23 protein-coding genes and 1 pseudogene are annotated in these 22263 nt (G+C 40.3%); 23 read left to right on the top strand and 1 reads right to left on the bottom strand.

The annotated features are described in order from the left end of the window. Nucleotides 1–40 precede the first annotated feature (40 nt). The 12 genes and pseudogenes from R8925_RS02085 (at nt 41) to holA (ending at nt 9821) form a co-directional block, all read left to right on the top strand. Nucleotides 41–562, top strand: a complete 522-nt coding sequence (locus R8925_RS02085) for a YqeG family HAD IIIA-type phosphatase (protein ID WP_430534263.1) — start codon at nt 41–43, stop codon at nt 560–562. Then, nucleotides 559–1659 (top strand): ribosome biogenesis GTPase YqeH, encoded by a 1101-nt coding sequence (gene yqeH, locus R8925_RS02090; protein WP_430534264.1) that lies wholly within the window; start codon nt 559–561, stop codon nt 1657–1659. Before R8925_RS02085 ends, yqeH begins: the two co-directional genes overlap by 4 nt. Nucleotides 1660–1678: 19 nt before the next feature. Then, complete coding sequence (gene aroE, locus R8925_RS02095; protein ID WP_430534265.1) at nt 1679–2500, top strand: shikimate dehydrogenase; 822 nt, start codon at nt 1679–1681, stop codon at nt 2498–2500. After that, nucleotides 2500–2790, top strand: a complete 291-nt coding sequence (yhbY, locus tag R8925_RS02100) for a ribosome assembly RNA-binding protein YhbY (RefSeq protein ID WP_430534266.1) — start codon at nt 2500–2502, stop codon at nt 2788–2790. Before aroE ends, yhbY begins: the two co-directional genes overlap by 1 nt. 15 nt (nt 2791–2805) lie before the next feature. Beyond that, nucleotides 2806–3375, top strand: coding sequence for a nicotinate-nucleotide adenylyltransferase (locus R8925_RS02105; RefSeq protein ID WP_430534267.1), 570 nt, complete (start codon nt 2806–2808; stop codon nt 3373–3375). Continuing rightward, nucleotides 3368–3943 carry a bis(5'-nucleosyl)-tetraphosphatase (symmetrical) YqeK gene (yqeK, locus tag R8925_RS02110; protein WP_430534268.1) on the top strand — a complete coding sequence of 192 codons (576 nt, stop codon included), beginning with the start codon at nt 3368–3370 and terminating at the stop codon, nt 3941–3943. The genes R8925_RS02105 and yqeK overlap by 8 nt, the downstream gene beginning before the upstream one ends. Nucleotides 3944–3946: 3 nt before the next feature. Then, nucleotides 3947–4303 carry a ribosome silencing factor gene (gene rsfS / locus R8925_RS02115; protein ID WP_430534269.1) on the top strand — a complete coding sequence of 119 codons (357 nt, stop codon included), beginning with the start codon at nt 3947–3949 and terminating at the stop codon, nt 4301–4303. 58 nt (nt 4304–4361) lie between these two features. Then, a complete protein-coding gene (locus R8925_RS02120) occupies nt 4362–5093 on the top strand; it encodes a class I SAM-dependent DNA methyltransferase (protein ID WP_430534270.1) in 732 nt (243 codons plus the stop codon). Between the two features lie 105 nt (nt 5094–5198). Further along, complete coding sequence (locus R8925_RS02125; RefSeq protein WP_430534271.1) at nt 5199–5813, top strand: helix-hairpin-helix domain-containing protein; 615 nt, start codon at nt 5199–5201, stop codon at nt 5811–5813. 69 nt (nt 5814–5882) lie between these two features. Further along, nucleotides 5883–6321: pseudogene (locus R8925_RS02130) on the top strand (ComE operon protein 2); the annotation flags it as partial. A 188-nt stretch (nt 6322–6509) separates the two neighbouring features. Then, nucleotides 6510–8714 carry a DNA internalization-related competence protein ComEC/Rec2 gene (locus R8925_RS02135; RefSeq protein WP_430534359.1) on the top strand — a complete coding sequence of 735 codons (2205 nt, stop codon included), beginning with the start codon at nt 6510–6512 and terminating at the stop codon, nt 8712–8714. 72 nt (nt 8715–8786) lie between these two features. Then, complete coding sequence (holA, locus tag R8925_RS02140; RefSeq protein WP_430534273.1) at nt 8787–9821, top strand: DNA polymerase III subunit delta; 1035 nt, start codon at nt 8787–8789, stop codon at nt 9819–9821. 105 nt (nt 9822–9926) lie between these two features. On the opposite strand, the gene rpsT is transcribed toward holA, so the two are convergent. After that, nucleotides 9927–10181: a 30S ribosomal protein S20 gene (gene rpsT, locus R8925_RS02145; protein ID WP_133620411.1), complete on the bottom strand. Its 255-nt coding sequence runs from the start codon at nt 10179–10181 to the stop codon at nt 9927–9929. A 243-nt stretch (nt 10182–10424) separates the two neighbouring features. Between rpsT and lepA the strand changes: the two genes are divergently transcribed. The 11 genes from lepA (at nt 10425) to R8925_RS02200 (ending at nt 22235) form a co-directional block, all read left to right on the top strand. After that, nucleotides 10425–12248 (top strand): translation elongation factor 4, encoded by a 1824-nt coding sequence (lepA, locus tag R8925_RS02150; RefSeq protein ID WP_133620413.1) that lies wholly within the window; start codon nt 10425–10427, stop codon nt 12246–12248. A gap of 86 nt (nt 12249–12334) precedes the next feature. Continuing rightward, a complete protein-coding gene (hemW, locus tag R8925_RS02155) occupies nt 12335–13462 on the top strand; it encodes a radical SAM family heme chaperone HemW (RefSeq protein WP_430534274.1) in 1128 nt (375 codons plus the stop codon). Between the two features lie 135 nt (nt 13463–13597). Further along, nucleotides 13598–14635: a heat-inducible transcriptional repressor HrcA gene (hrcA, locus tag R8925_RS02160; RefSeq protein ID WP_430534275.1), complete on the top strand. Its 1038-nt coding sequence runs from the start codon at nt 13598–13600 to the stop codon at nt 14633–14635. 14 nt (nt 14636–14649) lie between these two features. Then, the gene (gene grpE / locus R8925_RS02165; protein WP_430534276.1) at nt 14650–15231 is read left to right on the top strand and encodes a nucleotide exchange factor GrpE; all 582 of its coding nucleotides are present in this window, start codon (nt 14650–14652) and stop codon (nt 15229–15231) included. Nucleotides 15232–15284: 53 nt separating this feature from the next. Then, nucleotides 15285–17126 (top strand): molecular chaperone DnaK, encoded by a 1842-nt coding sequence (gene dnaK / locus R8925_RS02170; protein ID WP_430534277.1) that lies wholly within the window; start codon nt 15285–15287, stop codon nt 17124–17126. Nucleotides 17127–17271: 145 nt separating this feature from the next. Further along, the gene (gene dnaJ / locus R8925_RS02175) at nt 17272–18411 is read left to right on the top strand and encodes a molecular chaperone DnaJ (protein WP_430534278.1); all 1140 of its coding nucleotides are present in this window, start codon (nt 17272–17274) and stop codon (nt 18409–18411) included. A 73-nt stretch (nt 18412–18484) separates the two neighbouring features. Further along, complete coding sequence (gene prmA, locus R8925_RS02180; protein WP_430534279.1) at nt 18485–19426, top strand: 50S ribosomal protein L11 methyltransferase; 942 nt, start codon at nt 18485–18487, stop codon at nt 19424–19426. Nucleotides 19427–19430: 4 nt separating this feature from the next. Further along, on the top strand, nt 19431–20174 hold the full coding sequence (locus R8925_RS02185; protein WP_430534280.1) for a 16S rRNA (uracil(1498)-N(3))-methyltransferase: 744 nt from the start codon (nt 19431–19433) through the stop codon (nt 20172–20174). Between the two features lie 223 nt (nt 20175–20397). Continuing rightward, a complete protein-coding gene (gene rpsU, locus R8925_RS02190) occupies nt 20398–20571 on the top strand; it encodes a 30S ribosomal protein S21 (RefSeq protein WP_036061859.1) in 174 nt (57 codons plus the stop codon). Between the two features lie 20 nt (nt 20572–20591). Next, nucleotides 20592–21038 (top strand): GatB/YqeY domain-containing protein, encoded by a 447-nt coding sequence (locus R8925_RS02195; RefSeq protein WP_430534281.1) that lies wholly within the window; start codon nt 20592–20594, stop codon nt 21036–21038. 261 nt (nt 21039–21299) lie between these two features. Continuing rightward, the gene (locus R8925_RS02200) at nt 21300–22235 is read left to right on the top strand and encodes a PhoH family protein (protein WP_430539394.1); all 936 of its coding nucleotides are present in this window, start codon (nt 21300–21302) and stop codon (nt 22233–22235) included. The last annotated feature ends 28 nt before the right edge of the window (nt 22236–22263 follow it).

A 22263-nucleotide genomic window follows, 5' to 3' on the forward strand; every position in this document is an offset into this window, starting at 1 on the left:
AACTCGTATAAACTAATAAAAAAATAAAGAGGTGCCTATTTTGCTAAAAAATTTCTCACCGGATAAAATGTTAACAACGCCCTTTGGTATCACCGCGGACCAATTGCGAAAAATGGGAAAAACGACGGTATTAACAGATTTAGACAATACGTTACTAGCTTGGGATCAACTGGACGCGACCGACGAGATTTACAACTGGTTTCGTGTGTTGGAAGAAGCAGGTATCAAAGTAATGATCGTGTCTAATAATAATGAAGAGCGTGTGAAGCGCGTTGCTGTGGCTACAAAAATTCCATACTTGGCGAAAGCGAAAAAGCCATTGGCAGCCTCATTCCAGAAAGCGCTCGCGGATCTTGGTTCAACGCCAGAAGAGACAGTAATGATTGGCGACCAAATTATGACCGATATTTTCGGTGGGAACCGCCAAAAATTGACGACTGTCTTTGTTCGCCCAGTGAAGGATACAGATGGTTTTGCGACGAAGTTTAATCGATTTATGGAACGCATTATTTTGAAGCAATTAGCTAAAAAATCAGAATTAAAATGGGAGGATTCTCTGTGACCGAAGAATTAAGATGTATTGGCTGTGGAGCCGTTATTCAAACTACCGATAAAACCCAACCAGGATACGCACCAGAATCAAGTTTAGAAAAAGAAGATATTATTTGTCAGCGTTGTTTTCGATTGAAACATTATAACGAGATTCAAGATGTACCGTTAACCGATGATGATTTCTTAAAAATCTTGAATCAACTTGGTACGAAGCAAGCGCTGATTGTCTATGTTGTCGATATTTTCGATTTTGACGGTAGCTGGTTACCAGGTCTGCATCGTTTTGTTGGAAATAACCCAGTACTGCTTGTCGGAAACAAAGCCGATTTGCTACCTAAATCATTAAAACGCGAACGCTTGACGCAATGGATGCGGGGGCGTGCTCGTGAACTTGGCCTAGCACCGACTGATTGTGTTTTAGTCAGCGCTGAAAAAGGTCATTCTTTTGATGCTTTGCTTGAAAAAATTGAAGAAGAACGCGCTGGTCGCGATGTATTTGTTGTTGGTTGTACAAACGTTGGGAAATCAACACTTATCAATCGGATTATTAAAGTAGCGACTGGTGAAAATGATGTTATTACAACATCCCAATTTCCAGGTACGACGCTTGATAAAATCGAAATCCCGCTTTCAGACGGTAGCGTTCTTGTTGATACGCCGGGGATTATCAATCACCATCAAATCGCGCATGTGATTGACGCTAAAACGCTAAAACTCGTATCACCAAAAAAAGAAATCAAACCAGTAACCTACCAGCTGAACGAGGAACAGACCTTATTTTTCGGCGCGCTAGCTCGATTTGATTATACAAGTGGTGGTAGAAGATCGTTCGTTGTTTATACGTCAAATAACTTGATGATTCATCGCACGAAGCTTGAAAAAGCCGATAACCTATATGCAACACAAGCTGGGAAGCTGTTGCAACCACCTGATGAAGTGGATATAGAAACATTGCCTAAGTTGGTACCGTACCAGTTTGCGATTAAAGAAAAGGCAGATATTGTATTCTCTGGACTCGGTTGGATTACTGTTTTAGAAGGTGGCGCAAAAGTGACCGCTTGGGTTCCAGAAGGCGTGAGCGTAACAGTTCGTCGCTCGATTGTATAGTTAGGAGGCACTTTTGCCAATGAAAAAATTGTACTGTGTTATCGGAAATCCAATCGCGCATTCGTTGTCTCCAGCAATGCATACAGCGTTATTAGAGCAGAATAAATTAGACGCAAGCTACGTTCCTTTTTTGCTAAATAAAGCGTCTTTCACACCCGCCGTAGAAGGACTCAAAGCTCTGGGGGTTAGTGGATTCAATGTTACGAGCCCTTTTAAAGAAGCCATTCTCCCTTTTTTAGATCAATTAGATTCAGAAGCTGCGGCTTGCGGTGCTGTGAATACGGTCGTAGTTAAAGAAGGACGATGGCTAGGCTATAATACAGATGGTGTTGGCTACTTGCAGGGTTTACAAAACATTCGTCCTATCACAGAAAACGACCAAATTTTAGTTCTTGGTGCGGGCGGTGCAAGTAAAGCGATTTACCATGCCCTTAAGCACCATACGAATGCGAGCTTGACTGTCGCCAACCGAACGCTTGAAAAAGCTATGAAAATGGTAGAAGGACCAGGGCACCAAGCTATGAGTTTAGTTGAAGCAGAATCACAAATTGCTAATTTTACCATCATTATCCAAACAACATCAGTCGGACTTACGAAAGAAAATGCAGAATTACCAATCAGATTGCATGACTTAACTGCGGGCACCATTGTTTCTGATATTATCTATAATCCCTCCGAAACGCCTTTTTTAAAAGAGGCAAAAATTTATGGAGCCATTACGCAAAACGGTTTACCCATGTTTGTCAACCAAGCAGCGATTGCTTTCCAATTATGGACAGGAATAGAAGCGGACCGTGAACTCATGCGAAACACTGTACTGAAACAATTAGGAGGAAAATAATGTTAACAAATGTTCAAAAGCGTTTTTTACGCAAAGAAGCTCATGATATCGATGCCATTTTTCAAGTTGGAAAAGGTGGGGTATCTCCACATTTGATTAAGCACATCGTTGAAGCTATTGAGGTCCGTGAGCTAATCAAGGTTTCGATTTTACAAAATTGTGAGCAACCAAAAGAAGAAGTGGCAGAAATGATTAGTTCGCGCTCAGGATCAGAGCTTGTGCAAGTTATTGGCCGTACAATTATCCTTTACAAAGAATCGAAAAACAAGAAGCAAATCCAATTACCATAAGAAGGTGTATCTGATTTGAAAGCGAAAATCGGCATTTTAGGTGGTACGTTTGATCCGCCACATCATGCGCATTTAATTATTGCCAATGAGGTACGTATTAAGCTAGGGCTTGAAAAAATTATTTTCCTGCCTAATGCTATTCCACCACATAAAAAAGAAAGTGGGCTAGCAAGCAATGCAGACCGTCTAAAAATGATTGAACTTGCCATCTCGGACAACCCTTTTTTTGAGGTAGATGACCGTGAAATGCATCGATCTGGCAAGTCTTACACGTATGATACGATGCTTGAAATGACAAAGGAGTTTCCAAATGCCTCTTTTTCCTTTATAATTGGCGGAGACATGGTTGAATATTTGCCGAAGTGGTATCATATTAATGAACTGATAAAACTTGTGAACTTTGTTGGCGTTAATCGACCGCATTACGATGGCGAAACAGCCTACGACATTGACACGATTGAAGTTCCAGCCATGGACATCTCGTCTTCGATGTTAAGAGAGCGTTTGACAACAGGATTACCAATCGATTATTATGTTCCAAACGAGGTTAGCGAGTATATAAAGGAGCATCATTTATATGAATAGAGAAGAAATCTTGGAAGCAGTCAAAGAAGCGATGCCTGAAAAACGTTTTATTCACACACTTGGCGTTGAAAAAACAGCACTCGAACTTGCCGATCATTATAAATTAGACCGAGGGCAAGTGAGCTTAGCTGCCTTGTTGCATGATTACGCGAAGTATATGGATAAAGAAGCAATGATGGCGATTATGGTTGAGCAAAAAATGGATCCCAAATTATTCACATACAACGAAGAACTTTGGCACGCTCCTGTTGGGGCCTATTTTGCAGAAACAAGATTTGGCGTAGAAGATGAAACAGTTTTAAAAGCCATTGCTTGTCACACAACCGGGAATGCTGCGATGAGTACGATGGATAAAGTTATTTATCTTGCCGATTACACCGAACCGAATCGCTCATTTCCAGGCGTTTACAAGGCTCGTCGTTTATCTTTTGACTCTTTAGATAAGGCTATGTTATTTGCTTTGTCCAACACAATTACGTTTTTAATTACGAAAAGACAACCTATTTTTCCCGATACATTCGAAGCTTACAACTATTTTGCACGTTTACAAATTGAAGGTGAGGTATAACTATTGAAAAGTCATGATTTATTAATGTTAACCGCAAAAGCAGCGGACGATAAACGAGCAGAGGATATTATAGCGCTGAATATGCAAGGGCTATCCGCATTTGCTGATTACTTCGTTATTTGCCACGGTAATTCTGACAAACAAGTACAAGCCATTGCACAAGAAATTAAAGAACAAGCTAATAAAAATGATGTAGAAGTGAAGCGTTTAGAAGGTTTTGATGCAGCCAAATGGATTTTAATCGATCTAGGAGACGTTATCGTTCATGTCTTCCATAAAGATGAACGTAGCTACTATAACCTTGAAAAACTCTGGGGAGATGCGCCACTTGAAGATGTTCGCGCGGCTTTCACTGTCTAATAAAAAAAGAGAGGAGCTTTCATTGGCTCCTTTTTTTATGGAAAGAGGTTGAAGTGGTATGAGTTATGAATATTTCCCAAATTTCTATGATGCTCTCATGGACGAGGAGCTTTACGATAGCTGGTTTTCGTTCGCAACGCCTTATTTGCCAGAGGTTGGTGGAAAAGTGCTTGATGTTGCTTGTGGGACCGCTGAGCTTGCTGTTCGGTTGGCTAAGCGAGGATTTGAGGTTACTGGCATCGATTTGTCGGAAGAAATGCTGAGTGTGGCTAGTGAAAAAGCACTCCAAGAAGAAGTTTCGTTACTATTGCTACAACAAGATATGTCTCAAATGGAGCAGTTAGGTACATTTGATTTAGTCACTTGTTTTTGCGATTCGCTCAATTATTTAGAAACAGAAGAACAAGTTTGCGGCGCCTTTCATAGTATCTATTCCAATTTGAAAGCGGATGGTGTCTTTTTGTTCGATGTCCATTCTGTATATAAAATCGATGTGCTGTTCAAAGATTATAGCTATGGTGATAGCGATGAGGAAATTTCATGTATTTGGAATTCCTTTGAAGGAGAGTATCCGCATTCCGTGGAGCATGAGCTAACTTTCTTCAAGCAAGACCAAGATGGCAGTTACAATCGCTATGATGAGCTACATAAAGAACGTACTTTCCCCGTCGATTGGTACAAAAAAGCGATAACCGCAGCAGGATTTCGTAAAATAAAAATTTGTGCTGACTTTACGGATTTTGAACCCACTGAAACCAGTGAAAGAATCTTTTTCATATGTGAGAAATGACTTTTTAGCAGTCGTTTCTCTTTTTTTATGTTTTGGAGACTCTTAAGTGAATAAAGGAGAAATGAAGAGGAGGTCGAATATAAATACTAAAGGCAGGTGATTAGAATGCTAGACAAATGGCAAGCATACAAGAAGTACATTATCGGTTTAGCGGTCATAATCGCGACGATAAGCCTCTTTTTCTTCACCCAAAATCAAGAAGAAGTCGTTCCCTCAACACCAGTTGCTGCAAAAGAAGAAACCACAAAAAACGATGCCAAAGAGCAAGAAGTGGTGTCTACAAAGATGTTAATTGTTGATGTGAAAGGTGCAGTTAATAAACCAGGCGTGTATGAACTAGCACCAGATAGCCGAGTAAAAGACGCGATTATAAAAGCAGGTGGATTAACCGCAGAGGCGGACGCGAAACTCCTGAACATGGCGCAAAAAGTCACCGATGAAATGGTTGTTTACGCTGGGAAGGCTGGTGAAGAAGGGGTTGTACCAGTCGTCACAAATGGCTCAGAAACTGCAAGTGGAGACAATGCCAAAGTCAATATCAATACGGCTGATGTAGCAACTTTACAGGCTATTCCTGGAATTGGGGCTACGAAGGCTCAAGCTATCATTGACTATCGTGAAAAAGAGGGCTTATTTACAACAAATGCTGACCTTTCCAAAGTCTCGGGTATCGGAGCTAAAACAGTAGAGCGATTAAGTGAACATATTACAGTGGAGTAATAAGCTATTGACGAAGCGAATTCGAAAAGCATATACTAAAAGCATCAATTTCATAAAGGAGCGACAAATATGCAAAGAATAGCTTGGGATCAATTCTTTTTGGCGCAAAGCCACCTAATATCTTCTAGGAGTACATGTACACGACTTATGGTTGGGGCAACAATTGTTCGAGATAAACGTATTATTGCAGGCGGATATAACGGCTCTATAGCTGGTGGAGACCATTGCGATGAGGAAGGATGTTATGTTGTAGAAGGGCATTGCATACGTACAATTCATGCTGAAATGAATGCTATTTTGCAATGTGCAAAATTTGGTGCCTCAACGGATAATGCAGAAATGTATGTTACGCATTTTCCGTGTATAGCATGTTGTAAATCGATTATTCAAGCAGGTATTAAGGCAGTTTATTATGCAAAAGATTATAAAAATCATCCGTATGCCATTGAACTTTTTGAACGCGCTAATGTTATTATCAAGAAGGTACCATTTGATGAGCATGTTCTGAACAATACCGCCCAAATCGAGCAAACAGTTATCCAAACTGTGCAAGAAGTGTTGCAACAAGAAACAATACCCGCAGAAACCATTTCTCGTTTAGAAGATAAATTGCGACAACAGTTTTTAAAATAAAGTGGGGTGAGGACTATAGAGCGTCTATTTTTGACGACTGCTGTAGCCATTATTCTCGCTGTAATGTGTGTCCTTATATCAACGAAAACCTTTCTGTTACTCGGTGTTCTACTGGTTCTTGCGTTTCTGTTTAAATCGACGAAATCAATCGCATTTTTCAGTCTGACGCTTGTAGCAGGAGGTTTTTTCTGGTTCTTTGATAATCAAAATCACTCACAGTTTCAGGCAGGAGGTTTAGCAGGAACTGTTACTTTAAACGAGGGAATTGTTGTTGATGGGGACGCTTTTCGGGCGCAAGTTCTTTATCAAGGAGAACGGTTCCAGCTGAGTTACAAGCTTACTAGCGAACAAGAGCAGAAACAATTTATGCAATTAAAATATGGAGATAAATTAAATATAAATGGCGAATTAGAAATACCTGAAAAAAATCGCAATAAACATCAATTTAATTATCAAGATTTTCTATATCGGAAGCAAATACATTGGCTGTTAAAGGCGAGTGCTATAGAGCCACTATCTGAGAACGATGCTTCGTGGTTGCATAGAATAAAGAATTTTCGGAAATCACAATTAGAGAAAATAGATACAGAACTAGATTCTAAAATAGCGCCATATGTGGCATCATTGATTTATGGAGACCGAACGACTATAGAAAGCTCAGTTTACGAAAGTTATCAGCGTCTGGGAGTCGTTCATTTACTGGCCATTTCAGGATTACACGTAAATTTGATTATTGCCGGTTTTTTATTATTGTTTAGACGCTTGGGCTTTCAAATTGAGAAGACTGCAATAATCATGATAACCATGTTACCGTTGTATTGTTTAGTGACAGGAGCCAATGCGCCGGTTCTTCGAGCTACGATCATGGCAATATGTTTGATGGGAGGAAAACTATTACCAATACGTGTGACATCCCTTCAAGCGCTATGTTTTAGTTTTATTGTTGTGTTTGTATTTAATCCTTATTCTATCCTAGAAATTGGTTTTCAACTATCCTATGCGGTTTCATTCGCGATTATTTTATCTGGTCGAAAAATTTTACGGAAAGTTTCTTCTAATCTGCTAAGTGCTCTTTATATTTCTCTCATTTCCACCGTTTCGGGAATCGCTATCATGAGCTATCACTTCTATGAATTTTCTGTTGTAGGTGTATTTTTAAACATTATGTATGTACCGTTATTCACTTTTATAATGTTACCGCTTAGCTTCTTAAACATCCTTCTTTTGAATCTATTACCCGCTTTGCTGTCCATCCCTTCTATTATCATGAAAATGGCTGTAAATATGTCGGAAGCCCTGGCTCTCATGCTACAAAAAATGCCGTTTACAACCTGGGTAACTGGTCGCCCTGGCCCCATTTTATTAATAACTCTACTGATACTAGTTCTCTATTTTTTCTATCACTGGGAGAGAACAGGAAAAGTATGTCGATATTTAATTCCAATCTGTTTATGTCTGTTTATAGGGACAGTTAACTTTAGTGGGAAAGTATCTATGATTGATGTAGGGCAAGGTGATAGTATCCTTATTCAGCTACCATGGAATAAGGGTGTCTATATGATTGATGTAGGTGGGCAAATGTTTTTTGAAAAAGAGGAGTGGGCAAAGCGTAAGGAGCCATTTTCTGTGGGCAAAAATATCGTTACACCCGTTTTGAAAGCTAAGGGGATTTCACAAATAGATAAATTGATTGTGACACATAGTCACGCAGACCATATGGAGGGACTTATTGGTGTAAATAAAATGATTCGCATTAAAGAACTTATTTATGCAGAAGGTGGCCAAACAAAAAGTATTATGAAAAAAACACTACAAGCTCTTCCGAATGTGCCAACAAGAGCGGTACTAGCGGGGTACAGCTGGGTGAAAGGCGATGCTATCTTTCGAGTTATTAGTCCAGTTGAAAGGGGAGAGGGCCGTAATAACGACTCTATTGTCATCTCTGCTTTATTAGACGGGAAAAGATGGCTATTTACAGGGGATATGGAGAAAGAAACGGAACTAGCCTTACTTGAAAATCCACTTATAGAAGCAGACATTTTAAAAGTTGGACACCATGGTAGCAAAAGCTCTAGCATCCCAGATTTTATTGATAAAGTAAAACCTGTAATATCTCTTATTTCATGCGGTGTTGGCAATCGTTTTGGACATCCTCGAAAAGAGACGCTAGATACGCTTGAATCAGCAGGAAGCCAGATTTATCGCACGGATCAGCGAGGCGAAATAATCTATACTTTCTCAAAAGGGTTTTCCTTTGGTTTAGAATGACCTTTTCCACTTGCGCAAAGCCTTGTCATGATTTACGATAGGAGAGAGATGTGGAAAAGGAGAGGACGATTCATGATTTCAGAATGGGAAAAGATAGAGAAGAAAGAATTTGCACCAATTTATCTAATTATAGGGACAGAGGATTATATTATAAATGAGACGAAGAAGCGTCTAGTTGCAGGTATTTTAGGTGAGGAAGATGCTGATTTCAATTATGCTAATTTTGATTTAGATGAAACGGCAATTGAACAAGTTGTGGAAGAAGCAGAAACAATTCCTTTCTTCGGCGATCGTCGTTTAATCATCGCTTCCAATCCATCCTTTCTAACAACAGAGAAGACAAAAAGTAAAATTGAGCATAGAACAGCGCGTTTAGAAGATTATTTGCAGGAACCGGTGGAATATTCCATCTTAGTTTTTATTGCTCGAGTAGATAAATTAGATGAGCGCAAAAAATTGACTAAATTGATAAAAAAACAGGCAACGATAATCGACGCGAAAAGGCCAAATGAGGCAGAAATGCGTAAGTGGCTTCAAGGGGTAAGCAATTTTAACGAATTCAAAATGGATAATTCTGCGACCGATAGGCTTATAGAGCTAACGGGTGGGCAACTAACGACCGCTATGAATGAGTTGGATAAATTAATGCTCTATAAACTAGATGAGCGAGTTATTCTTTCATCAGATATAGAAAGTCTTGTAGTCAGGTCGCTTGAGCAAAATATTTTCTTGCTGCTGGACAAGATGATCGCTTTAGATGTTAGCGGCGCGTTAAGTATTTACTATGATTTGTTGAAGCAAAAAGAAGAGCCGATAAAAATCTTGGCGCTTATTGCAAGCCAGTTCCGATTGTTGACTCAGATTAAATTGTTAGAAAAGCAAGGATTTAGTCAACAGCAAGTAGCTCAGAAATTAAAAGTACACCCATTCAGAGTCAAGATAGGGGCGAGGCAAGCTAAAAGTTTTGCTTATCATGATTTAACCGCAATTCTGGAAAGGCTGGCGCAAATGGATTTTGAAATGAAGACGGGTTATGGGGATAAGGCGCAGAAATTGGAATGGTTTTTATTCTCTTTGCAAGATCAGAGAAAGGTGCAAAAGCTGTAAGGGATTGGATAGATAGTTATCACTACTGATTGGACTTCAAGTTCGAACAGCTATAACAAAAAAACATCGCACATTGCGTGCGATGTTTTGCGATTAAGAATCGTATTATTTAGCTAATTTTTTAGCTAAGCGAGATTTATTGCGAGCTGCATTGTTTTTATGAATTAGACCTTTGCTTACCGCGCTATCTAATTTTTTACTAGCTTCAACATACAGTTCTTTCGCGTTGTCTGCATTGTTTTCTGCAGCTTGTTCGAATTTTTTAACAGCTGTACGCATTGCAGTACGTTGAGATGTGTTACGGCTATTGCGAGTGTCAGTTGTTTTTACACGTTTGATTGCTGATTTAATATTTGGCATTTCATTCACCTCCGCCCAAAATTATGAGGTAGTATCTATTATATATACCATACCTTCAAATTTACACTAGAACAAATGCTATTATACCTAAACACAGCGCATATTGCAATATTACTTTACTAATTTATTTATTTTTTAACGAAAAAAGTTGGAAGTGATTGAAAATAGCGAGCTCTACTGATATAATCTATCTTAGCTTACCATCGTTTTAATAAGATGAGTTCGAATTCGGGAGCTGGAGAAATGAAGAAGGAAGAAATGCTAGAAAGACAAAAGAAAATAAGAAATTTTTCGATAATAGCGCATATTGACCATGGTAAATCAACGCTTGCCGATCGTATTCTTGAAATGACGAATGCACTGACGCATCGTGAAATGAAGGCGCAATTGCTCGATTCGATGGATTTGGAGCGTGAGCGTGGCATTACTATTAAATTGAATGCGGTGGAATTATCGTATACTGCCAAAGATGGCGAAACATATATTTTTCACTTGATTGATACGCCAGGGCATGTCGATTTTACGTATGAGGTTTCGCGTAGTTTGGCGGCTTGTGAAGGTGCGATTTTGGTTGTGGATGCAGCGCAAGGGATTGAAGCTCAAACACTTGCCAATGTTTATTTGGCGCTAGATAATGATTTGGAAATCATGCCCGTTATTAATAAAATCGATTTGCCAGCTGCAGAGCCGGAACGCGTTCGGTCTGAGATTGAGGATGTTATTGGCTTAGATGCGTCGGATGCGGTACTTGCTTCTGCAAAATCTGGAATTGGGATTGAAGATATTCTAGAACAAGTAGTTTCAAAAATTCCTGCGCCGACTGGTGATGTGGATGCACCGCTAAAGGCGCTCATCTTTGACTCCGTTTTTGATGCATATCGTGGTGTTATTGCCAATATTCGTATCATGGAAGGAACGGTGAAGGCGGGAGATAAGATTCGCATGATGGCTAATGGTCGTGAATTTGAAGTGACCGAGGTCGGTGTATTTACGCCGAAATCGACACCGCGCGATCAGTTAATGGTCGGAGACGTGGGCTATTTAACCGCTGCAATTAAAAACGTAAGCGATACGAGTGTCGGGGATACTATTACACTTGCGAATAATCCGGCGGCAGAAGCTTTACCTGGATATCGTAAATTGAATCCAATGGTTTATTGTGGTTTATATCCAATCGATTCCGCGAAATATAATGATTTGCGTGATGCCCTTGAGAAGCTAGAGTTAAATGATTCCGCGCTTCAATATGAGGCTGAGACGTCCCAAGCGCTTGGGTTTGGCTTCCGTTGCGGATTCCTTGGCTTGCTTCACATGGAAATTATTCAAGAACGAATCGAACGTGAATTTAATATTGACTTAATCACAACAGCGCCGAGTGTTATTTACCACGTGAATTTGACAGATGGTACTATGGTAGTTGTGGATAACCCTGCTGAGATGCCCGAACAGGGTGTGATTGATTCCGTTGAAGAGCCGTATGTAAAAGCGACAATTATGGTGCCAAACGATTACGTTGGTGCAGTTATGGAACTTGCGCAAAATAAGCGTGGTAACTTTATGACGATGGAGTATTTAGATGATATTCGTGTGAGTGTTATTTATGAAATGCCACTTTCAGAAATTGTTTATGACTTTTTCGATCAGTTGAAATCAGGTACAAAAGGCTATGCTTCATTTGATTACGAACTAATTGGTTACCGTGAGTCGAAACTTGTGAAAATGGATATAGTGTTGAATAACGAGAAAGTTGATGCGCTTAGCTTTATTGTCCATCGTGACTTCTCGTATGAACGCGGAAAAATTATCGTTGAAAAACTAAAAGAATTGATTCCAAGACAGCAATTTGAAGTACCGATTCAGGCGGCAATCAGCACAAAAATTGTTGCGCGCTCAACAATCAAAGCACTTCGTAAAAATGTTTTAGCTAAGTGTTATGGTGGGGACGTATCGCGGAAAAGAAAGCTATTAGAGAAGCAAAAAGAAGGTAAGAAACGTATGAAATCCATTGGTTCTGTTGAAGTGCCACAAGAAGCTTTCATGGCGATCTTAAAAATGGATGATAAATAAAGGATTGGTGAAAAAAGCGACTTTATCTTGTTCTTGGTGAACGGAGAAGTTCGCTTTTTCTCCTTAAGGAAATGAGTGTATGAGAGATGACTGCGATTTATATTCACATCCCATTTTGCGAACATATTTGTTACTACTGCGATTTTAATAAGGTTTTTCTAGAAGGCCAACCGGTCGATAAGTATGTTGATTTGTTGATTAAAGAGATGGAAATGGTGACTGAAAAGCAGGTGATGGAGCCAGTAGAGACGATATTTGTTGGTGGAGGAACACCGACGACTTTGACAGAAGCGCAGTTGGCAAGGCTTTGTTCGGCTGTTCAGAGGCTGTTTCCAATCGCTAAAGAGGCTGAATTCAGTTTTGAGGCTAATCCTGGAGATTTGTCAGTAAGCAAGTTGCAGGTAATGAAAGATCATGGCGTGAACCGTCTGAGTATGGGGGTCCAAAGCTTCAATAATGAGTTGTTGAAAAAAATTGGGCGCATTCATACGGTGGATGATGTTTATCAGTCTGTAAATAATGCGAAACAAGTCGGTTTTGAGAATGTAAGTATTGATCTTATTTTCAGTTTACCTGGCCAGATGGAGGCGGATTTTGAGGATACATTAACAAAAGCGTTAAATCTTGATTTGCCACATTACTCTGCATATTCGCTTATCATTGAGCCGAAGACAATTTTTTATAATTTAATGCAAAAAGGGAAATTGCTGCTTCCAGGTGAAGATGCAGAGGCAAACATGTATGAAATGCTGATGAGTACGATGGAGAAGCATGGGCGTAGGCAGTATGAAATCAGCAATTTTGCTAAGCCAGGCTTTGAAAGCAGACATAATATTGTTTATTGGAGCAATGAGCATTATTTTGGCTTTGGCGCTGGGGCGCATGGTTATGTTGGTGAAACGCGTTATGCCAATTATGGCCCGCTAAAAAAATACATGCAGCCACTTGAAAAGAACGAGCTACCGATTTTTCAGCAAAAAGAGCTGACATTGAAGGAAAAGATGGAAGAAGAGATGTTCCTTGGTTTGAGAAAAGTGGCAGGAGTTGATAAAGCTCAATTTCAAGCTAAGTTTGGAAAGCCCCTCGATACGATTTTTGCACGTGCAATTGAGAAAACAATTGAAAAAGGTTGGTTGGAATCTACGCAAGAAAGTGTTCGGCTTACGCGACGTGGTCGTTTTTTAGGGAATAATGTTTTTCAGGAATTTTTATAAAAGCACTCAATTTCAGCTAATTACTACTTTAGTCTGAAATCGAGTGTTTTTTGTTGACAGCAGACGGTCAGAGTGGTAAATTTATAATTGTATTTAGCACTTAAACCTATCGAGTGCTAAAAAGAGGTGATAGATATGTTAACCGAGAGGCAATTGCTAATCTTTCGTGCCATTATCGACCATTTCATCGAGACTGTGCAGCCAGTTGGATCTAAGAATCTGCTAAAGGAGAACAACTTGTCATTTAGCTCAGCCACGATTCGTAATGAGATGAGCGTGCTAGAGGAATATGGATTTATTGAAAAGACGCATTCTTCATCAGGACGGATTCCTTCTGAGAAAGGTTACCGTTTCTATGTGGATTATTTACTTGAGCCACAGAAATTGAAGAAACAGGATATTATGTCTGTTCAATCGCTTTTTTCCGAGACTTACTTTGAAGTAGAGCAACTTATTCAAAAATCTGCGTTGATGTTGTCAGATTTGACGAATTATACTTCGATTTTACTCGGTCCGGCTTCTAAACAAAACCGATTGAGTGGTTTCCGCTTTGTACCAATTAATAGAAACCAAGCGATGCTAATTCTGATTACGGATCAAGGTCACATTGATAATCATGTCGTGACGATTCCAGAAACGATGACGCCGAGTGATATGGAGCGGGTTGTCAATATTTTAAATGAGCGCTTGGTCGGCATTCCGATTGATCAAATGAACGCGATGATCCCAGCAGAGGTATCCGATTTACTTCGTAGCAATATGGCAAATCACGAGTTAATGTTGTCGATTTTGAAAGATTCCTTCCAACAGATTAGTAAGGAAAAAGTGTATTTTGGTGGCAAAACGAACATTTTGAATCAGCCAGAATTTCATGATTTTGCCAAAGTTCGCGAATTGCTACGGTTGATGGACCAGGAGAAGGATGTTTACCAGCTTTTCTCTGATATCCCTCAAGGCCTTCATGTTAAAATTGGTACAGAGATTAATAACCATTTGATGGATGATTGTAGTATCATTACTGCGACATACAGCATTGCCAATGAACATGTGGGAGGTATTGTCCTCCTTGGCCCGACACGGATGGAATACGACCGCATGATGGGCTTGGTTGATTTAGTAAGTCGGGATTTAACAACTGTATTAACAAAGCTTTATCATGATAATCAAAAATAGAAGAGGTGACAAACGTGTCTGAACAAAAAAACAAAAAAGAAAAAGTAGAGCAAGAAATCGAAAAAGAAGCTGCTGAGGAATTGAACATAGTAGAAGATGAGATGGAAGCTCACAATGAGCAAGTAGAAATTGAGTTAACGGAAAATGAGAAGCGTTTGCTTGAATTAGAAGAGAAATTAGCCACATCTGAGGATCGTTATTTGCGTCTGCAAGCCGATTTTGAAAATGTGAAAAAACGCAATATCGCTGAACGTGCCGCGACTCAAAAGTATCGTTCGCAAACAATAGCGGAAGAGCTTTTGCCAGCACTCGATGCTTTCCAAAAAGCGCTTGATACACAAAGTGATTCAGAGCAAATGGAAGCACTTTTGACAGGCATGAAAATGGTATATAGTCAAATCAAAGTAGCGCTAGAAAAGGAAGGCATTGAAGAAATTCCTGCATTGGGCGAGCAATTTGACCCGAATTTCCATCAAGCAGTGATGCAAGACAGCGATGACTCGAAAGAAAGTAATGAAATCACGATGGAATTGCAAAAAGGATACAAGTTGAAAGACCGCGTTATCCGTCCATCGATGGTAAAAGTAAACCAATAAAACAAGAATCCAGACGTTTTCACGTGACTGGTAACAATAGGAGGAAATAAATTATGAGTAAAATTATCGGTATCGACTTAGGAACTACTAACTCAGCAGTAGCAGTATTAGAAGGTGGAGAAGCAAAAATTATTCCAAATCCAGAAGGTGCGCGTACAACGCCATCTGTTGTCGGCTTTAAAAATGGTGAGCGTCAAGTTGGGGAAGTTGCGAAACGTGCAGCAATTACAAACCCGAATACAGTAGCATCAATTAAACGCCACATGGGTACGGATTACAAAGAATCAGTAGAAGGCAAAGATTACTCACCACAAGAAATCAGCGCTATCATTCTGCAATACTTAAAAGGTTACGCAGAAGACTATCTTGGCGAAACAGTTGATAAAGCGGTTATCACAGTTCCAGCTTATTTCAACGATGCACAACGTCAAGCAACAAAAGATGCTGGTAAAATTGCTGGTCTTGAAGTAGAACGTATTATTAACGAGCCTACTGCAGCAGCACTTGCTTATGGTATGGATAAAATTGAAAAAGACCAAACAATCCTCGTTTTTGACTTAGGAGGCGGAACATTTGACGTTTCTATTCTAGAGCTTGGTGATGGCGTATTTGAAGTTCATTCTACTGCTGGTGACAACTTACTTGGTGGGGATGATTTTGACCAAAAAATTATCGATTTCTTAGTTGCTGAATTTAAACGCGACAACGGTATTGATCTTTCGCAAGATAAAATGGCGTTACAACGTTTGAAAGATGCTGCTGAAAAAGCGAAAAAAGACCTTTCTGGTGTTACTAGTACACAAATCTCACTACCATTTATCACGGCTGGCGAAGCTGGACCGCTTCATTTAGAAGTAACGCTTACTCGTGCTAAATTTGACGAATTAACTCATGATCTAGTAGACCGTACTATCGCTCCAACGCGTCAAGCTTTGAAAGATGCGGGACTCTCTGCTAAAGATATCGATGAAGTTATTCTAGTTGGTGGCTCGACTCGTATTCCAGCAGTACAAGAAGCAATCAAAAAAGAATTAGGCAAAGAGCCACATAAAGGTGTAAATCCAGATGAAGTTGTAGCGATGGGTGCTGCAATTCAAGGTGGCGTAATCACTGGTGATGTGAAAGACGTAGTACTTCTAGACGTAACGCCACTTTCACTAGGAATTGAAACGATGGGTGGCGTGATGACTCCACTTATCGAGCGTAATACAACGATTCCAACTTCGAAATCACAAACGTTCTCGACAGCGGCTGATAACCAGCCAGCAGTAGATATTCACGTATTGCAAGGTGAGCGTCCAATGTCTAAAGATAACAAAACACTTGGTCGTTTCCAATTAACGGACTTACCACCAGCACCGCGTGGAATTCCGCAAATCGAAGTTTCTTTTGATATTGATAAAAATGGTATCGTAACAGTTCGCGCGAAAGACCTTGGAACTGGTAAAGAGCAAAACATCGTTATCAAATCTTCATCAGGTTTAACAGACGAAGAGATTGAGAAAATGGTGAAAGACGCAGAATTAAATGCGGAAGAAGATAAGAAAAACAAAGAAAACGCAGAACTTCGTAACAATGCTGATCAATTAGTATTTACTGTTGACAAAACATTGAAAGAGCTAGAAGGCAAAGTAGACGAAGAAGAAGTGAAAAAAGCAGAAGCAGCTCGTGATGAGTTATCAGAAGCGCTTAAAGGTGAAGACTTTGACGTGATTAAAGAGAAAACAGAAGCGTTAAACGAAATTGTTCAAGCTCTTTCTGTGAAATTGTACGAGCAAGCAGCGGCGGAACAACAAGCGGCTCAAGGTGAAAATCCTGAAGCTGGTGCAGCAAATGACGATGTTGTAGACGCAGAATTTGAAGAAGTAAAAGATGACGATCAAGAGAAAAAATAAAGATTTACTTGCGGGAAGGGAGTCAAAGTCTAACTGGCTTTGGCTTTTTCTCGGTTTTTACAAGAAATCATTGTTTTACTTCGCTAAAACATGTGTTACAATACGTTAAGAGAAATACGAGAGAACAAGGAGTGAGACGCAAAAAATGGCAAAACGTGATTATTATGAAGTGCTTGGCGTTTCCAAAGGCGCCTCGGCTGATGAGATAAAAAAAGCATATCGTAAACTATCGAAGCAATATCATCCTGATATTAACAAAGATGCTGGCGCTGATGAGAAATTCAAAGAAATATCTGAGGCATACGAGATTTTAAGTGATGAATCAAAACGTGCACAATATGACCAATACGGACATGTTGATCCAAATCAAGGTTTTGGCGGTGGCGCTTCATACGGAGGCGAAGGTTTTGGCGGTCAAGGCTTTGGAGGATTTGAAGATATTTTTGATACATTCTTTGGGGGCGGAGGTTCGTCTCGTCAAGATCCTAATGCACCGCGTCAAGGCAGTGATATGCAGTACACGATGCGTTTGAAATTCAAAGAAGCGATTTTTGGTAAAGAAGCTGAAATCGAAATTCCGCGTGAAGAAAGTTGCGATACGTGTGATGGAAGTGGTGCAAAACCAGGAACACATCCAGAAAAATGTTCGCATTGTGGTGGTAAAGGCTCAATTAATGTGGAGCAAAACACACCATTTGGTCGTATTGTAAACAAGCGTACATGTCAATACTGTAATGGAACGGGTAAAGAAATTAAAGAAAAATGTGACACATGTCATGGTTCAGGCCGTGTAACGAAAACGAAAAAAATCAAGCTTAAAGTACCTGCTGGTGTCGATGATGGACAACAAATGCGCGTTGCTGGTGAAGGTGAAGGCGGCGTGAACGGTGGTCCAAACGGTGATTTATATGTTGTCTTTGTCGTTGCACGCGATGAATTCTTTGAGCGCGAAGGTGCCGATATTTACGTCGAAGTTCCATTAACATTTGTTCAGGCGGCTCTCGGGGACGAAATTGATGTTCCAACAGTTCACGGTAAAATTCGTTTGAAAATCCCTGCTGGTACACAAACTGGCACGACTTTCCGCCTACGCAACAAGGGTGTTCCGCATCTTCGTGGTAGTGGGACAGGTGATCAGCACGTTGTTGTTAAAGTTATCGTTCCGAAAAAATTGGATGAGAAACAAAAAGATATCTTGCGTGAATTCGCGACAACAACTGGTGATAAAGTGGATGAAAACAGTGAAGGTTTCTTCGATAAAATGAAGCGGGCTTTTAAAGGTTAATAAAATAGTGAAAGGGCTCAAGTATTGCATTTCTAGTCATACTGAGCCTTCTTTCTTGAAATGAGGCGAAAAAATGAAGTGGTCAGAAATTGAGATTCATTCTATAAATGAGGCGGTAGAGCCGATTACATATGCTTTAAACGATTCAGGAGCGAGCGGTGTATCGATTGAGGATTCGGCCGATTTAACACGCGAGCATGAAGATCGCTTTGGCGAAATTTATGATTTGCAAGCAGCAGATTATCCAGCAGAAGGCGTTATTATTAAGGCCTATTTTTTAACGACAGATGATTTTTTAGAGATGGTACCAGCGATTGAAGCGCGGATTCGTGGCTTGGTGGAATTTGATATTCCGTTAGGGGATTTGACTTTTCAGGTTAATGAGGTGAATGATGAAGAGTGGGCGACTGCGTGGAAGAAATACTATCACCCGGTCAAAATAACGGATCGAATTACAGTTGTGCCCACTTGGGAAGATTACACGCCTGAAAACGAAGATGAAATGATTATTGAGCTTGATCCTGGGATGGCATTCGGAACGGGGACACATCCAACGACACAGCTGTGCGTACAGGCGCTTGAAAAAATCGTCAAGCCTGGCGATGAAGTGATTGATGTTGGTACAGGGTCTGGGGTGCTTAGTATTGCCAGCGCAAAGCTTGGTGCGAAAAGCGTCTTGGCGACAGATTTAGATGAAGTGGCAGTTCGCGCAGCTCGAGAAAATATTGCGCAAAATCATTGTGAGGATATCGTGACAATTCAGCAAAACGACTTACTAACAGGCATTAATCAAAAAGCGGATATCGTTGTGGCCAATATTTTAGCGGAAGTCATTTTGATGTTTCCAAAAGATGTGTATGCTACGCTCAAACCAAATGGCATTTTTATCGCGTCAGGAATTATTGAACCAAAACGAGAAATGGTGAAAGAAGCGCTGATCGAAGCCGGATTGACAGTATATCATGTAGAACAAATTACAGATTGGGTAGCCATTTACGCCAAGCGAGGTGAATAAAACGATGCAGCGATATTTTATTGACGAAATAAAGGGTGAAACGGTGCTTATAACGGGCGATAATTTTCATCATATGGTTCGTGTGATGCGCATGAAGCTGGATGACCAAGTGTATCTTGTGACCCCAGATGAGCGTACGGCTATTGCTGGTATTAGTGAACTTGGAGAGGACTTTATTCGCTTGACGATTTTATCATGGAAGAATGAGTCTACAGAACTTCCTATCAATATCACGATTGCGAGTGGCCTACCAAAAGGGGATAAACTAGAGCTAATCACCCAAAAAGGAACAGAGCTCGGCGCGAAACATTTTCTATCGTTCCCTGCTAAACGTTCGATTTCCAAGTGGGACGCTAAAAAAGCGAAGAAAAAAGTAGAGCGCTTGGATAAAATTGCTTTGGAAGCTGCCGAGCAATCGCATCGTAGTTTTGTGCCGAATTTCCAACATGTGGATTCTTTTCAAGCGCTAATACAGACGATTCCCAATTATGATTATGTCATCGTTGCTTATGAGGAAAGCGCTAAAGAGGGTGAGGCTACTGCTTTAGCTACACTTTTTAAACAGGTGGGACGAGGGGAATCGGTGCTTGCTATATTTGGTCCAGAGGGTGGATTCTCGGTGGAGGAGATTGAGCAATTGGAATCAAATAAGGCGGTCAAAGTAGGCCTAGGACCGCGAATCCTGCGCACAGAAACAGCACCATTTTATTTTCTGGCGGCGGCCTCTTTTGCGTTTGAACTTTCTTGAAATGGGTATAGGAGAATAAATCGCCGACTGTTCTGAAAATAAATTCATGAAAGTTAGCGATTTCATATTGACTCGCCCAGTGGATTAGTTTATAATTTTTAGTGAGTGAATGCAAATAGTATGTGCATTACTTTGGAATCATTCACAGGCTAGTCTTGTGCGAGGTTTCCAAATAGCTTAGGGCATCCTTGTCCATTTAAGTGTCGGAGGGAGGGAAAGAGAGATGTCAAAAACAGTAGTTCGTAAAAACGAATCGCTTGAAGATGCTCTTCGTCGCTTTAAACGTACTGTTTCCAAAACAGGTACAATGCAAGAAGTTAGAAAGCGCGAATTTTATGAAAAACCAAGCGTAAAACGTAAAAAGAAATCAGAAGCAGCTAGAAAACGCAAATTCTAATCGAAGGGACGAAATCAAGCATGAGTCTCCTTGACCAACTGAATGAGGATATGAAACAAGCGATGCGCGCGAAAGAGAAAGAAAAACTTTCCGTTATCCGCATGTTAAAAGCGGCTTTGCAAAATGAAGCCATTCGCCTAGGCACAGATGATATATCGCCTGAGGACGAAGTTACCATTCTTTCCCGTGAAATGAAGCAGCGTCGTGATTCTTTAGCTGAATTCAAGAAGGCAGATAGAGCTGACCTTGTTGAGAAGCTGGAAGATGAAATGGTGATTGTGCAAAGCTATTTGCCGAAGCAACTTTCCGAGGAAGAAGTCGCTGAAATTGTAAAGGTTACGATCGAAGAAGTTGGTGCTACATCCCAAGCTGATTTCGGTAAGGTGATGGCCGCTGTGATGCCGAAACTAAAAGGCAAAACAGACGGAAATGTCGTTAACAAATTCGTGAAACAATATCTTTCATAAACAAGATCAAAAGAGTCAGCTCGCTGGCTCTTTTTTTGCTGGTAGCGTTTGAACAAAGTGAATTACGCTCCCAGTATAAAGAGCGGTTAATCCCTATTGAGCGTAGGTTTAACCGCCTGATCTTGATATCGTAAACTTGAAACTACATAACCACGTTGAATAATACCAAAATCCTGTGCTTTCGTGTATAATATAGACACACGAACTTAATTTTAGAGTGAAGGGGTTATTTGGATGCCAGCAGATCATGAGAATATAAAAATGGACTTAGCGGAAGGTTTTGACGCTAGAGAACTGTTTGGGAATAACGATGCACATATTACTTTAATTGAAGATGCGTTCGAATTGCAGATTATCACTCGCGGGGAATCGATAACGTTGCAAGGAACAGAGATAAATGAGGCACACGGGGCTGCGGTTTTAAAAGCGTTAATTAGTGTCATTTTGAAAGATATCCATGTAGATGAACGGGACGTTACACAAGCGATAAAAATGGAACAAAACGGGACAGTGGAATACTTTGCTAGCCTCTATGACGAAGAAATTACGGTGAATGCAAAAGGCAAGATGATTCGCCCAAAAACATTTGGACAGCGCAAATATGTGCGTACGATTGATAAATATGATGTTGTATTTGGAATTGGGCCGGCCGGTACAGGAAAAACCTACTTGGCGGTCGTGAAGGCTGTTGCAGCTTGGAAAAAAGGCACAGTCAACAAGATTATTTTGACGCGTCCTGCTGTAGAAGCCGGAGAAAGCTTGGGTTTCTTACCAGGTGATTTGAAAGAGAAGGTAGATCCTTATCTGCGTCCAGTGTACGACGCTTTGTATGACATTTTCGGTGTGGAGCATACGACGAGGCTAATGGATCGTGGTGTGATTGAGATTGCGCCGCTTGCCTATATGCGTGGTCGGACGCTAGATAATGCGTTTGTTATTTTAGATGAGGCACAAAATACGACAGTGGCGCAAATGAAGATGTTTTTAACGCGTCTTGGCTTTGAGTCTAAGATGATTGTAAATGGCGATACAACGCAAATAGATTTACCAAAAGGTGCAACGAGTGGACTTGTAAACGCGGAGACAGTTTTACGGGATGTCAAGAATATTGGTTTTGTTTATTTTGAGCATTTTGATGTAGTGCGTCATCCGCTCGTTGCTGAAATTATTAAAGCATATGAAGGTAAGTTGAAGTAAGTGGCTAAGACCACGAGGAAATGAGGGT

The sequence above is a fragment of the Listeria rocourtiae subsp. hofi genome, from assembly GCF_963575615.1.
Taxonomy (GTDB): Bacteria; Bacillota; Bacilli; order Lactobacillales; family Listeriaceae; genus Listeria_A; species Listeria_A hofi.